Source organism: Acinetobacter modestus (genome assembly GCF_014636095.1).
Lineage (GTDB): Bacteria > Pseudomonadota > Gammaproteobacteria > Pseudomonadales > Moraxellaceae > Acinetobacter > Acinetobacter modestus.
In genome coordinates this window covers 146877-161462 of sequence record NZ_BMDV01000004.1, presented here as the reverse complement: position 1 = coordinate 161462, position 14586 = coordinate 146877, and the positions used below count along the sequence as shown (strand labels likewise).

At 37.6% G+C, this 14586-nt stretch carries 13 protein-coding genes; 10 read left to right on the top strand and 3 right to left on the bottom strand.

What is annotated here, in order from left to right; all coding sequences use genetic code 11:
• Window positions 1-20: 20 nt before the first annotated feature.
• Complete coding sequence (gene ygfZ / locus IEV17_RS10940) at window positions 21-743, bottom strand: CAF17-like 4Fe-4S cluster assembly/insertion protein YgfZ (RefSeq protein ID WP_004664674.1); 723 nt, start codon at window positions 741-743, stop codon at window positions 21-23.
• A gap of 179 nt (window positions 744-922) precedes the next feature.
• Between ygfZ and IEV17_RS10935 the strand changes: the two genes are divergently transcribed.
• The 5 genes from IEV17_RS10935 (at window position 923) to IEV17_RS10915 (ending at window position 3038) form a co-directional block, all read left to right on the top strand.
• A complete protein-coding gene (locus tag IEV17_RS10935; protein ID WP_413772440.1) occupies window positions 923-1375 on the top strand; it encodes an SRPBCC family protein in 453 nt (150 codons plus the stop codon).
• Between the two features lie 62 nt (window positions 1376-1437).
• Window positions 1438-1773 (top strand): DUF2004 domain-containing protein, encoded by a 336-nt coding sequence (locus IEV17_RS10930; protein ID WP_004664670.1) that lies wholly within the window; start codon window positions 1438-1440, stop codon window positions 1771-1773.
• 29 nt (window positions 1774-1802) lie between these two features.
• Window positions 1803-2159 (top strand): DUF488 domain-containing protein, encoded by a 357-nt coding sequence (locus tag IEV17_RS10925; RefSeq protein ID WP_004664668.1) that lies wholly within the window; start codon window positions 1803-1805, stop codon window positions 2157-2159.
• 51 nt (window positions 2160-2210) lie between these two features.
• The gene (locus IEV17_RS10920; protein WP_004664666.1) at window positions 2211-2555 is read left to right on the top strand and encodes a zinc ribbon domain-containing protein YjdM; all 345 of its coding nucleotides are present in this window, start codon (window positions 2211-2213) and stop codon (window positions 2553-2555) included.
• A gap of 147 nt (window positions 2556-2702) precedes the next feature.
• Window positions 2703-3038, top strand: coding sequence for a YegP family protein (locus tag IEV17_RS10915; RefSeq protein WP_004664664.1), 336 nt, complete (start codon window positions 2703-2705; stop codon window positions 3036-3038).
• A 54-nt stretch (window positions 3039-3092) separates the two neighbouring features.
• Here IEV17_RS10915 and IEV17_RS10910 read toward each other — a convergent pair whose 3' ends face one another.
• Both IEV17_RS10910 and IEV17_RS10905 read right to left on the bottom strand, forming a co-directional pair.
• Window positions 3093-4808, bottom strand: coding sequence for a proline--tRNA ligase (locus tag IEV17_RS10910; RefSeq protein ID WP_004664662.1), 1716 nt, complete (start codon window positions 4806-4808; stop codon window positions 3093-3095).
• 190 nt (window positions 4809-4998) lie between these two features.
• Entirely contained in the window at window positions 4999-5655 is a 657-nt protein-coding gene (locus tag IEV17_RS10905; protein ID WP_004664660.1) for a hypothetical protein, read from the bottom strand.
• 280 nt (window positions 5656-5935) lie between these two features.
• On the opposite strand from IEV17_RS10905, the gene pilG reads away from it, so the two are divergent.
• The 5 genes from pilG (at window position 5936) to IEV17_RS10880 (ending at window position 14578) form a co-directional block, all read left to right on the top strand.
• Window positions 5936-6319, top strand: a complete 384-nt coding sequence (pilG, locus tag IEV17_RS10900) for a twitching motility response regulator PilG (RefSeq protein ID WP_004652356.1) — start codon at window positions 5936-5938, stop codon at window positions 6317-6319.
• Between the two features lie 19 nt (window positions 6320-6338).
• Entirely contained in the window at window positions 6339-6701 is a 363-nt protein-coding gene (locus IEV17_RS10895) for a response regulator (RefSeq protein ID WP_004664659.1), read from the top strand.
• A 39-nt stretch (window positions 6702-6740) separates the two neighbouring features.
• Window positions 6741-7277 carry a chemotaxis protein CheW gene (locus tag IEV17_RS10890; protein WP_004664657.1) on the top strand — a complete coding sequence of 179 codons (537 nt, stop codon included), beginning with the start codon at window positions 6741-6743 and terminating at the stop codon, window positions 7275-7277.
• 47 nt (window positions 7278-7324) lie between these two features.
• Complete coding sequence (locus IEV17_RS10885; protein ID WP_004664655.1) at window positions 7325-9412, top strand: methyl-accepting chemotaxis protein; 2088 nt, start codon at window positions 7325-7327, stop codon at window positions 9410-9412.
• 156 nt (window positions 9413-9568) lie between these two features.
• Entirely contained in the window at window positions 9569-14578 is a 5010-nt protein-coding gene (locus IEV17_RS10880; protein ID WP_004664653.1) for an Hpt domain-containing protein, read from the top strand.
• The last annotated feature ends 8 nt before the right edge of the window (window positions 14579-14586 follow it).

Sequence of the window (14586 nt, the reverse complement as noted above, 5' to 3'; positions counted from 1 at the left end):
AGGGCTTTTGTTTAAAATGATTATTGTGGTCGTGCTACATCACCATTTAATACTTCTGGTAAATCCAAAACCTTTACACCAAGTTCTTCTAAAGCAGCTGGTTTTGCAATTACAAGTGCGATATAGCCATCTTCAAATGCAGCACTATTCACAACCTCAACATCTTTACTTAGCTGGCTAGCAGGAGAAGGAACAGTATCTTTGGCTTGGATTAAATGTAACCAATGTTTTGGTTTGGCTTTAAACCATAGACGTGCCACAATTTCCTGACCTAAATAACAACCTTTATCAAAATGTACACCATCACGTTGATGCAAACGTAGTTCTTGTGGTTGAAAAAGGTGTTCTGTACTTTGACTAATCCATGCTTGACCTGACTGAATCGCTTGAATTTGCCAAGCATCGATGTCTGTCTCTACAGGAGAAAACTCAGTCTGAATGCCATTTAATGAAGGAAAAACAGATCCTATTTCTTCTAATGTCATTTTTGAAAAAGCACCAAACTTTTTAATGTGTTTGGAAAATTCTTCGGCTTGATCTTGGGTGGTTACAAGTTCAAAACTTTCTGGATTTAATCTTTTAATCCATAGCCCAAAATGAATACGTCCTTTTAAGTCACAAATAGCGGTATAGCGATTTTCATTTTCAGGGAGACGTTCTACATGAACAGTCACTTGACCCTGTAGAAATTTTTGCGCATCTACACCATTTAAGCTAAAAGCAGTAAAAGCAAGCTGACTCATAGATTAATCCTAAAGCTGCGTTCTTATCACTAAATATGGAGTGCTATTTTGCGCCATTTTTTACAAAAAAGCAGCTTTAGATTCTAGATATTCGGGTTCAATTGAGCGATTGAAGGAATAGTATTTCATGACTAAATCGCTATGATAGAGGCACGAATTAAAAATAACTTAGTCGGAGAATAATAATGAGTGGAACAGTACAACTACATCGTGTGTTTAATGCACCGTCAGCTCGTGTTTTTAAAGCATTTCTCGATCCAGATGCCTTAGTAAAGTGGATGCCACCTCATGGATTTACCGCCAAAATTCATCACTTAGACCCGCAAGAGGGTGGAACATACAAAATGTCATTTACTAACTTTTCAACTGGACAAATTCATTCATTTGGAGGGACGTACATTGAGCTTATCCCGAATGAATTATTACGCTATACCGATAAGTTCGATGATCCTAATTTACTAGGTGAAATTCAGGTCACAATAAAATTAAAATCGGTTTCAGTAGGAACCGAAGTGCATATTACTCAAGAGGGAATACCTGATGTTATTCCTGTTGAAGCGTGTTATTTAGGTTGGCAGGAATCTCTGTATTTATTGGGGTTGCTGATTCAAGCTGAAATTCCAAATGAATAACAACTCTTTAGCTTAATTCAAACTAGCTAAATTTTTAATATTTAATCATATTGGGGAATATTATGTCTGAAGAAATTCTTGAACACAGAGAACAATTAGCTCGTGTTGCCATGCGCGAAGCTTTAGAAAATCAACAAGCAGAAGATAGTGTGGAGTTATTTATTCAACATCATCTTGAAGAAGTTGAACCTGAATATTGGGAAAAATATTTTGACACATCAAAACCTAATTTATTACAAATTTTAGAGTTGCTAGTATTAGATTCACGTTGGGATGAGGGTGATCTGGAAAGTTATGAAATTTTAGATTTCACCTTACCAGATGAGATCACAAATTACGTTATCTGCGTTAGTTTTGATTCAAAAGGGCAGGTTGTTAATATTTCAATGGAAAGCTGAAAAATTTGTGAGATGTGGGGTAGGCTGATGTGAAAATTGAGATTAAACGTATTTATGATCCTGTAGAAGCGACTGATGGACAGCGTATATTAGTAGATCGGTTATGGCCAAGGGGAATATCGAAACAGCAAGCACATTTAGATTTATGGCTTAAAGATATTGCCCCCTCAGCCGAATTGAGAAAAGCATTTTGTCATAAGGTTGAACATTGGCTGAGTTTTCAGGAAGGGTATTATAAAGAGCTTAAAGAAAACCCTTATGTAAATCAGCTTAGAGACATGGCACAGCAGCAGCAAGTAACGCTCATTTACGCAGCTAAAGATCCTAAGCTTAATCATGCCCTAGTACTTAAAAATTATTTAATTGGACAAGCGATTCAAGCTTAAATTTTGAAAAAATGCGTCTATCGATCATAATAGTGCTTTTGAGATGTTTTTATGTCTTTTCCACACTGCCCAAAATGCCAATCAGAATATACTTACCAAGATGGCGACTTATTGATTTGCCCTGAATGTTCACATGAATGGAAAGAAGGGGAGGCATCTGCTTCAGAACAACAAGAGATTATTAAAGATGCCAACGGTAATATTTTAGTTGATGGTGATAGCGTCACTGTCATAAAGGATTTAAAAATCAAAGGTTCATCATCTGTAGTTAAAGTCGGGACGAAAGTGAAAAGTATTCGTTTATTAGTCGATGCGAATGATGGACATAATATTGATTGTAAAATCGATGGGATCGGTGCAATGAAATTGAAATCTGAGTTTGTAAAAAAGATTTAATTCAACTAATTTAAGGGGGCATGTCAGTGCCCCTTTGCTATTCAAAAACTTACCAAAAGTGAACAATAAATCATTTTCTATTGGTATAAAAAATAATCTATAAATATGGCTATAACAATCAAAACAACTCAAATAAAAGAGGTATTTATGGCAGGATGGTTTGAGGTAAATCAAGCAAGTGATGGTCAATATCGTTTTATACTTAAGGCTGGGAATGGTGAAGCTATTTTGAATAGTGAACTTTACAAAACTAAAGCATCCGCTTTAAATGGTATTGCATCCGTTCAAAAAAATAGTTCAGATGAAGCACGCTATGAAAAACTAACTTCAAAAAATGATAAAGCTTATTTTAATTTAAAGGCGGCTAATCATCAGGTGATTGGTACAAGTCAGCTTTATGCAACTGAGCAATCTCGTGATAAAGGGATAGAATCTGTTAAAAATAACGGCTCTTCAGAAACAATCAAAGATCTGACAGTTTAAGTTTTCAATAAAAAAGCCGTTTATTAAACGGCTTTTTTATTGCTAGGATGAAGATTAGCCTATAAGTTTAGCTAAGAGTTCTTCTTTACCTAAATTGCTTGCTTCAAGATCGCGACGACCTTTGTACTCAAAAGTGCCTGCATCAAGACCTTTCTCACCAATAACAATACGGTGAGGAATACCCATTAATTCAAGATCAGAGAATTTCACACCAGGGCGTTCATTACGATCATCAAGCAATACATCATAGCCTTGAGCCTGTAATTCAGTATAAAGTGCTTCAGCTGCTTCAAGGGTGCGAGGTGATTTATGCGCATTCATTGGCACAATCGCAATGTCGAATGGAGCAATCGCTTGAGGCCAAATAATTCCTTTGTCATCAAAATTTTGTTCAATTGCTGCTGCAACCACACGTGTTACACCAATTCCATAACATCCCATTGTAACAGTGAATGGTTTGCCATCTTCACCGAGTACTTTACACCCTAAAGCTTCTGAGTATTTTGTACCGAGTTGAAAGATATGACCGACTTCAATACCACGTTTGATTTGAAGTGTACCTTTACCATCTGGAGAAGGGTCGCCTTCAACAACATTACGTAAATCATAAACTTCGGTGAATTTTGCATCACGCTCCCAGTTCACACCTGTCGCATGTTTATCGACTTCATTTGCACCCGCAACAAAGTCAGATAATACGGATGCAGCACGATCCACAATCACGGTTAAGCCTTTTTCAACTAAACCTTGTGGACCGCAGAAACCTGCTGTTAAACCATGTTGTTCTAATTGTGCTTCAGTTGCAAATGCCAAAGGTGCAGCAATTAAAGGATGCTTTTCAGCTTTAATATCATTTAATTCGTGATCACCACGTAAGAATAGAGCAACAACTGGTGTATTGCCATTTTCATCTGTTTGACCTTGTACAAGTAAAGCTTTTACAGATTGTTTTGCATCACTGTTTAAAAATTGGCAAACATCGGCAATTGTTTTCTGATTTGGTGTATCGACTAAGGTCATTGTTTGAGCTGGCGCAGGACGCTCACCGACTAACAAAGCTTCTGCCATTTCAACGTTAGCAGCATAATCAGATTCAGTTGAAAATGCGATATCATCTTCGCCACTTGCAGCAAGTACATGAAACTCGTGTGAAGCAGAACCACCAATAGAACCTGTGTCTGCCTGTACTGGACGAAAATCTAGCCCAAGGCGTGTAAAAATACGGCTATAGGTGTCATACATGACATCATAGGTTTCTTGTAGCGATGTTTGAGTTGCATGGAAAGAATAAGCATCTTTCATAATAAATTCACGAGATCGCATTACACCGAAACGTGGACGAATTTCATCACGGAATTTAGTCTGGATTTGATAGAAATTTACTGGTAATTGCTTATAACTTTTCAGCTCATTACGCGCCAAATCTGTAATGACTTCTTCATGAGTAGGACCAAGCACGAATGGATTATCATGACGATCTTTGAAACGAAGTAATTCTGGACCGTATTGTTCAAAACGACCAGATTCTTCCCAAAGCGCAGCAGGTTGAGTGACGGGCATAAACACTTCTAATGCGCCTGAACGGTTCATTTCTTCCCGAACAATCGCATCTACTTTCTTTAAAACACGTGTTCCCATGGGCAACCAAGAGTATAAACCAGAAGCTAATTTACGAATCATCCCCGCACGTAACATGAGCTGGTGTGAAATGACTTCAGCATCATTTGGGGTTTCTCTTAACGTTGCAAATAAAAAGCGGCTTGCGCGCATGGAAACTGTCCTAAAGTTAAGTGTTATTTAGAAATACTTAAACGAGCAAAATCATCTACTCAGTTTTAAGCAGTCGGCATTATGACATGAATCATTGAATTTCGTGTAATCTAAAGCAAACTGAATGAATTAAAACTATGAAAATTTAGATTTAATATTTTTGAGAGATCATGCAAAAAAAAATTTAAGTCTATTGTGCTTCTTGTTCAAGATTTTTTAAACGGTTAATAATATCAGCATAATCTGTTTCAGTTTTATGATATGCATTGCGTAAACTTTCCACTGTTCTTTTTACATTTTCAATATTCTTGGCATTATTGTCTAAATTGTTTTTGAGTTGAGCGGGGAGCGTTTCTCCCTTACGATGATATTCCATCTCTTGTCGCTTAAATCCAATTTTGTCTTGTTGTAGCTGTTGTAATTGTTCTTGTTGATAATTAAGTTGCTTTTTCAAATTAGCCAAAATTTGATCTCTTTTGGTTGCCGCTATTTTTGTATTTCCATAAGCACGTTTTAATCTCATATCTTGTTCGCGCTGACGTGCCATAGATTCGCGACGAGAAGATTGTTGTACATCTACTGTTGCATTATAAGCACGGTTGCGCTTGATTACTTGCATATTGCGATCAAGTGCTTCATAACCATAACGAATATGTTCAGGTGTAACTGATGTACTCACATTAGCTACACCATTTTTATCATAATAACGATACCATACAGCTCTAGGCTGCTCTGTAGCTGCAAAACTTGAACTGCAAAAAATCAATAAAAAAAACGCGCAAATGTAATTACGAGCAATCGTTGTAAAGTGGCTAATGCCGAAACCGCACTTTAACGAACCAGTCATTACATTCCCCGGAAAAAGTTAACTAAATCACTTATTTTTAAATAATAATCAGTTGTATATTAGTAGCTATTTAGATAATTAAAAATAGTTAGTATACAAAAAATTTAGGAATTTGACGAAAAGTGTGAGCAATTTGTTATTGTTGTTGAAAACTGATAGGTTGGTTCAAAAAACTTCATTGATAATGCAAGTAAAGATATGTTAAAAATATCAACTGATCTGTATAAAACAAATTAAACCAACCATAATTTGTATTGAGTGAATGGGGCAGGACAATTAAATGGAAGATAAATTTCAAAATTTGAAGGTAATGGTGATTGACGATTCAAAAACGATTCGTCGTACAGCTGAAACGCTTTTACAACGAGAAGGTTGTGAAGTGATCACCGCTGTTGATGGTTTTGAAGCATTATCAAAAATTGCAGAAGCAAATCCTGATATCGTGTTCGTCGATATCATGATGCCTCGTTTAGATGGTTATCAAACCTGTGCACTGATTAAAAATTCTTTAAATTACCAAAATATCCCAGTGATTATGTTATCAAGCAAAGACGGTTTGTTTGATCAGGCTAAAGGGCGCGTTGTGGGTTCGGATGAATATTTAACTAAGCCATTTAGTAAAGATGAGCTATTAAATGCGATTCGTAATCACGTTAGCGCATAAAATTTAAATTGAGGAAAAAATGGCTCGTATACTTATTGTAGATGATTCACCTACTGAAACATTTCGCTTTAGAGAAATTTTGACTAAGCACGGTTATGAAGTTTTAGAAGCAACGAATGGCGCTGACGGTGTCACGATGGCGCAAGCAGAACTACCAGATCTTGTATTAATGGATGTGGTAATGCCAGGAATGAATGGTTTCCAAGCGACACGCCAAATTAGCAAAGGTAAAGATACGCAGCATATTCCTGTTGTGATCGTAAGTACCAAAGATCAGGCAACAGATCGTGTTTGGGGTAAGCGTCAAGGTGCTTGTGATTATTTGACCAAGCCGATTGATGAGCAACAGCTAATTGATGTGATTAAACAATTATTAAGTTAATTCGTACGAGCCTTTTCATTACTCAATACGGGATAGGGTATGGCAGCAAATGGATTTATCGAATTGCTTCGCTTATCCAAGCGAGGCAACAAACAATATGCTTCAACTCAAAATGAAGTCAGCCGTTGGTCTGGTATCGCATTTGAGATGTTAGGGCAATATTTTGTTGCACCATTAGGGGAAATTTCGGAGGTGATTTACCCTCCAAAATATACCCCTGTTCCTAATACTCAGGCATGGGTACGTGGTTTGGCAAATATTCGTGGTCGATTGCTTTCAGTTTCTGATTTAACACATTTTATTTCAGGACAACGGAGTCAGTTTTCACCAACACAAAAAGTAATATGCATTAGCCATCAAGACCATTATGTAGGCTTGGTTGTTGACCAAGTTCTTGGAATTCAGCACTTCAATAAAAAGAGTTTTTTTTCACAAAGTGCTGATCTAGATAATAAATTGAAAGATTATTGTCAGGGATACTTCCATCAACATAATCAGCAATGGCATGTGTTTTTACTGAGTCGGTTGTTGCAAAATCCTCAATATATGAATGCATCAATAAAATTTATAAACTAATTTGATACGCTACGGAAAATAAACGCGTATTCAGGGGAGAAGCTGACATGGGCTTTAAACTTAAAAAGAAAAATGGTAGTAGTGCTGATAGTACTGGTCTTAAGAATGGTGGTGCATTTTTAGAGAATGCTCGAACGCAAATTGATCAGTTTTCTCGCTTATTTGGTGAAACTGAAAAGTCGAAACCAATTCTATACCGTGCGATTGGTGCTTTAGCTCTTGCAGTTATCCTCTTAATTTATTTATTCGTGAGTGTTCCTCGTCATAACCAGTTAACTCGTAGTTTGGGTGAGTTACGCTTGTTATCTCAGATGATTTCTCGTCAGGCAACCGAGGCAACGGCATCTGGTACACCTGAAGCAATGAAAAGCTTAGTTGAATCTGAAAAGCGTTTTGCTGAGAATTTAGAGACGGTTGAAAGTGTATATGGTACTGGTTCAGAAGAGTATAAAAAAGCAAATGCACTTTGGACGAGTGTTTCTAAGAATATTGAGTTAATTGCTTCACAACAAAAAGTCATCAATCAATTATACGATACAAATATCTCGATCAGTGAAACGATTCCTGAAATTCAGGCTGAATATAACTTGATGGTTGATCAGATGGTTCGTGAAAATATGCCAAGTAGTCAGGTAATTATCACGAAAAACCAAGTGTTTATTGCTGAACGTATTTTACGTTCGATTAACTCTGTTTTAGTCGGTACCGATAATTCAAACGTTTCAGCTAATGACTTTGGAGCGGATATCGATACCTTTGGTGTTTATTTAAATGCACAATTAAATGGTAGTACAGAACTTGGCGTAGATCGTATTGCATCTCCTGATTTACGTGAGTCTTTAGATAGTATTAAATCTGATTATGATGCAGTATTGAAATCAGCTGCAGCAACAGTATTACAAAACGCAAACCAAATTGTTCGCGTACGCCAAGCATCTTCGCAAATCTTTTCTCAATCTGATGCCTTATTAACGTCATTAAACGATTTATCTAACAAAGCAGAGGGTGGTTGGGGTAACGTTATTGCGGGTGTTGTATTAATTGGTGCGTTAGGTCTATTGATTTTCTCTGCACTACAATTACTTGCTTTACGTAGTAATACAGATAAAGAGCGTGTAACTCGTTTACAAGATGAATATGACCGTAACCAAAATGCAATTTTACGTTTACTCGATGAAATTGCCGACTTAGCAGATGGTGATTTACGTTCATATGCAACAGTATCAGAAGATTTTACTGGTGCGATTGCCGACTCGATTAACTTCGCAATCGATCAATTACGAGACCTTGTATCTCGAATTACTGAAACATCTCAAGAAGTTGCTCGTTATACCCAAGATACTCAAGATATTACCAACCAATTAGCAGAAGCTTCTGAACATCAGGCGCAAGAAATTGCAGGTGCATCAGCAGCGATGAACGAAATGGCATTGTCGATTGACCAAGTATCTTCGAATGCATCCGAGTCTGCTGAAGTAGCACAACGTTCTGTACAAATTGCATCGAATGGAGCAGAAGTTGTAAACCGCTCGATCGAAGGTATGGATCACATTCGTGAACAAATTCAAGAAACTTCAAAGCGTATTAAGCGTTTGGGTGAGTCTTCTCAAGAAATTGGTAACATCGTATCCTTAATTAACGATATTGCCGACCAAACTAACATTTTGGCATTAAACGCAGCGATTCAAGCATCCATGGCTGGTGAAGCAGGTCGTGGTTTCGCAGTCGTAGCCGACGAAGTACAACGTCTTGCAGAACGTTCTGCATCTGCAACGAAACAGATTGAAAGCTTAGTAAAAACCATTCAAACAGATACGAACGAAGCCGTTATTTCAATGGAACAAACGACGTCAGAAGTTGTTCGTGGTGCGAACTTGGCAAAAGATGCGGGTATTGCACTTGATGAGATTCAAACCGTATCTGGTGACTTGGCTAAATTAATTGCGAGCATTTCTGATGCAGCAAAACTTCAGTCTGCATCAGCAAGTCACATTGCAACGACGATGAATGTTGTACAAGAAATTACGTCACAAACGACTACAGCAACGTTTGATACAGCTCGTTCGGTTTCTGAATTGGCAAATATGGCTGAATCATTACGTGAATCTGTAACTGACTTTAAGCTACCTGAATAAGCAGCAAAGGGGAGGCAGAGTATATCTGTCCTTTCCCTTTTTTGAAGAGATGTAGAATATCTCTACAAGATGATGACTAACATGGAGCTACATCTTGTGTGATAGATACACGTAATTTTTAGCCACAATTAGTGGATAAAAACGAAAGAAGCCGCTATGAAAGAAATATTAAAAACGTTAGTTGAAACGATGACGCTTCCTGAAGATAGTTATCTTGAGCAAGATGCAGAAATTCTTGAAATTTTTATTGAAGAATTAGATGAAATCTTTGTTGAATTAGAGCCATTAATCGTTCAATGGATTGAACAGCCAAATCAACAAGATGTGCTCACAGATATTCGCCGACATTTCCATACCTTAAAAGGTTCTGGAAGGATGGTTGGTGCCAAATCTTCAGGTGAGTTGGCGTGGACGGTTGAAGATACTTTAAATCGAGTACTTGCAGGGACAGTGTTGTTGAATTCAGATATTCAACATTATGTAAAAGCGATTTTTAATATCTACCGCTTTAAACTTGTACATGATTTTAAATTGGTTCAAAAACATCAGATAGATTTAAAACCTTTGGTTTTATTAGGTCAGCAATTACAGCAGCAACTTAGTATAGAACCAGCGCTAGCTGAGTTATTACAATTATCGAATATGCTGAATGATAACGCTGCAACTGGTCTCGAACTGATATCTGTAAGTATGGATACTGTCGATGTCGCAGATTCAGAATCTGTATTTATAGGTCATCCGCTAGATGATGAAGCGTTAATCAAAGAAACATTATCGATTTTCTTGGAAGAAGCAGAAGATCATTTGACTACGATTGATCAATTTTTATTAAATGATCGCCCGACAAATGATAATTATAATACGCTAATTCGAGCGCTTCATACTTTACGTGGCAGCTCTGCTATGGCGCATGTTGAGCATGTGTTTGAAGCAAGTTCGAAAGTTGAGAATTTATTCAAAACATTATTGCAAGAAGAGCTTGATTCAAGTTCTGATGAAACGGCACTTTTGACACACTATGCACAGTTTGTTCGTGACTATTTGCACACGTTGAAACACCAAGGTTCACAGCAGAAATTTGAAGAAATTTATAATACTTTTAATGTTGCATGGGATAGCTACGATTTCCAATTAGAAGAAAAACAAGGCGAATCTTTACGTCCACAAGGTTTAGTTTCACAATTACTAGAATTGAATATCAATGATCTTCTTGACGTTGAGTTTGATTTTGAGAAGCGTGCACGTACTGAATTTCCTCAATATATCCAACTGTTAAGTCAGCAAACTGAAACTTTATTAGAACATACTCATCATCATGCGACGATTGGTATGTATCAATATACAAGTTTGTTACGTTCTAGTTATCAAGATCTATTATTTAAGCCAAATTTACTGAATCTTGATTATGCTTTTGAACTGTATTATCAAGTACATCAACAGTTCATTCAATTGTTTGATACCTTGGCTGCAGGGCAGCGTGTGACTTTGACAAAGGCACATGAACTTGTATTAAATGAATTGAGTTCATTTACGCAGCAAAATATTGAGTTCTTGGAAGCTCCTGTAACTGAGCAACAAGCAGGTATAGTTGAAGCACCGATTGTTGAATTTGAGCCGTCTAGTAATAAAGTTGATGTGAGTGATTTAGCTGCACAATTCGCTTTAGATAAACAAAGCTTACAATCAAGTGATTCAAATCGTGACTTTGATCCAGACTTGTTAGATATCTTCCTTGAAGAAGCTGATGAGTTATTGGTTGGTATTGATGCTGATCTAAATACATGGACGGCTGATCAACAAAATGTAGGTGCATTGAAAAACTTGATGCGGTATTTGCACACCTTAAAAGGTGGTTCAAATATGATTCAAGCACGTCATATTGGTTTAATTGCACATGAATTGGAAACAATTTATGAGAAATTAATCAATCAGCAGTTACAACCGAACCCACAATTAATCGCAGTCATTCGTGCAGTACAAGATGATATTGCAGATCGAATTCAAACCATTCGTGATAAACAAGTCGATTATCCTGCTACACATGCGTTGAATGTATTAGCAAACCAAGATTCAGCAAGTGTTGCATCAGTGGTTATTCCTGTTGACGACGTTGAAGAATTGGATAGTTTGAATACAGCCACAGTGGAAACCACGGTTGATTCGACTGTTTCTGTAAATACGTTAAGAACTGAAACACATCATGCTGTTGATGTGAGTGATTTAGCTGCACAATTTGCTTTAGATAAACAAAGTTTACAATCGAGTGATTCAAATCGTGACTTTGATCCAGACTTGTTAGATATCTTCCTTGAAGAAGCTGATGAGTTATTGGTTGGTATTGATGCTGATCTAAATACATGGACAGCTGATCAACAAAATGTAGGTGCATTGAAAAACTTGATGCGATATTTGCACACCTTAAAAGGTGGTTCAAATATGATTCAAGCACGTCATATTGGTTTAATTGCACATGAATTGGAAACAATTTATGAGAAGTTAATTAATCAGCAGTTACAACCGAACCCACAATTAATCGCAGTCATTCGTGCAGTACAAGATGATATTGCAGATCGAATTCAAACCATTCGTGATAAGCAAGTCGATTATCCTGCTGCACACGTACTTCAGTTGCTTCAGGAAGCAGATCAATCTATTGATTTTACTCCGTCATCACCTGTTACTTTTGAGCCTGTAGCCGAAAATCATGTTGCCGCTGTGGTCGAAACGGATGATCTCATGGACTTATCAATTGATGAGTTCTCATTGATCGAAGCTCAAGAAGTTCTAGAAGATACTTCAAATGCGGAGATTGTTCGTGAAGTTGCCCTTGATGATGATGTTCGTTCTCTTGTTGAGCAAACATTCTTAGAAGAAGCAGAAGAACTACTTGAACAAGCCAAAGGTCTATTAAGACAGTGGTTTGATCAACGTGGTAATCGTAGTTTGCTCTTACAGTTACAACGTAATGCCCACAGTTTAAAAGGTGGTGCACGTATGGCTGAGTTAGATGCAATTGCGATTGTTGCTTATCATCTCGAGAATGCATTTGAACAGTTTGGTGTACATCATTTCAATTCAAACGTTTATGATAATCTTCTTAATACAGCACTGGCTTGGTTGAATGATGCGATTTTCAAACGTCAGTATGCAAACTTTGATGGCTTAAAACAAAGTTTAGAGAATATGGAGTTTGTGGATGTTTCAGCACAACTTCCACAAAAGCTCTCAGCTAAAGATATTTTCACTCCAGAATATACAATGGAGTTTGTTCAAGGTGATGGTACAGAACCTCCATCAATGTTAGGTGAGTGGGAAACGACTGAACGTATTGAACAAAATAATGAGATGATTCGTGTCTCTGCTGACGTCATTGAGAAAATGATTGACTTGTCAGGTGAGAATGCGATTAACCGTTCGCGTATCGAAATGGACCTTGGTCAATTGGGTGGTACGCTAACGGAGATGGAGCTCGCGATCAAACGTTTGGCAGATCAGTTACGCCGAATGGAAGGTGAGTTAGAAAGTCAAATTATTGCACGTCATGGTGGTGAGAACTCTCGCTACGCAGATTTTGATCCATTAGAGATGGACCAATATTCATCTTTAAATCAGTTGTCAAAATCTCTTGCGGAATCCGCTTCGGATTTGGTTGACTTTAAGACGACACTTTCTGAGAAGATCCGTGATACGGAAGGCTTGTTATTACAACAATCTCGTATTCAAGCAGAAATTCAAGAAAGTTTGATGCGTACCCGATTGGTACCATTCTCTCGATTATTGCCACGTTTACAACGTATTGTTCGTCAAACAGCATCGACTTTAAACCGACCAACAGAATTAATTGTTAACAATACTGAGGGTGAATTAGACCGTAGTATTTTGGAAAAATTGGTTGCGCCATTTGAACATATGTTGCGTAACGCGATTGACCACGGTATTGAAGACAGAGAGCAACGTTTACAAGCGAAGAAACCAGAAACTGGACATATCGCTTTAGATATTGGTCGTCAGGGTACTGATATTGTTGTGACGTTCAGTGACGATGGTAAAGGTATCGATGTGAATCGCATTAAAGATAAAGCGATTCAAACAGGTTTAATGACTAAAGAGCAGAAACTTGAACATGAAGAAATTCTGCAATTTATCTTCCATCCAGGTTTTAGTACTGCTGCACAAGTTACACAAATTTCTGGGCGTGGTGTTGGTCTAGATGTTGTTCAGAGCGATATTAAAGCGCTTGGCGGTCATGTGAGTGTTAACTCTGTTTTAGGTAAGGGAACAACATTTACCATTCGAGTACCGACTACAGTAGCTGTAAGTGATGCCTTAATGGTAAAAGCGGGCGATCAACAGTTTGCCTTCCCACTTGCACAAATTGACCGTATTGTTCGTATTTCACCTGCAGCATTAGAACAATACTTTGAAAGTAAAGACGATTATTTCAAGATCGATCAAGAAAGCTATCGTTTACGTTATTTATCTGAGTTTGTTGCTGGGCAGCCGATTCCTCGTTTGCATGGCGTTGTTCATTCATTGCCTGTATTGTTGGTTAAAGGTGCGCAGGGACAAACGACAGCATTACTTGTTGATCAGTTAATTGGTTCTCGTGGACAAATTGTTGTAAAACCTATTGGACAACAGTTCTCAAGCATCGGGGTGATTGCTGGTGCGACGATTATGGGTGATGGTCAGGTATGTTTGATCTTAGATGGTCAAAATATTGCTCGACAAGCACAGTCTACAGCACGTAGTAAACAGGCTGATGAAACTTATACCAAACAGCGCTATGATGAACGTCGCTTGATTATGATCGTCGATGACTCAGTAACTGTACGTAAGGTAACTTCGCGTCTATTAGAGCGTCAAGGTTATGATGTTGTGACTGCGAAAGACGGTGTGGATGCGATTGAGCAGCTTGAAACCATTAAGCCAGACTTGATGTTACTTGATATTGAAATGCCGCGTATGGATGGTTTCGAAGTAACAAACCTTGTTCGACATCATGAATTACATCGCGACTTACCAATTATCATGATTACATCACGTACGGGTGAAAAGCATCGTGAACGTGCTTTATCACTTGGTGTAAGTCAATATATGGGTAAACCGTTCCAAGAAGAAATGCTCTTGGAAAATATTGAAAGTTTACTAACAGTGCGCTCATGAGGTAAAAA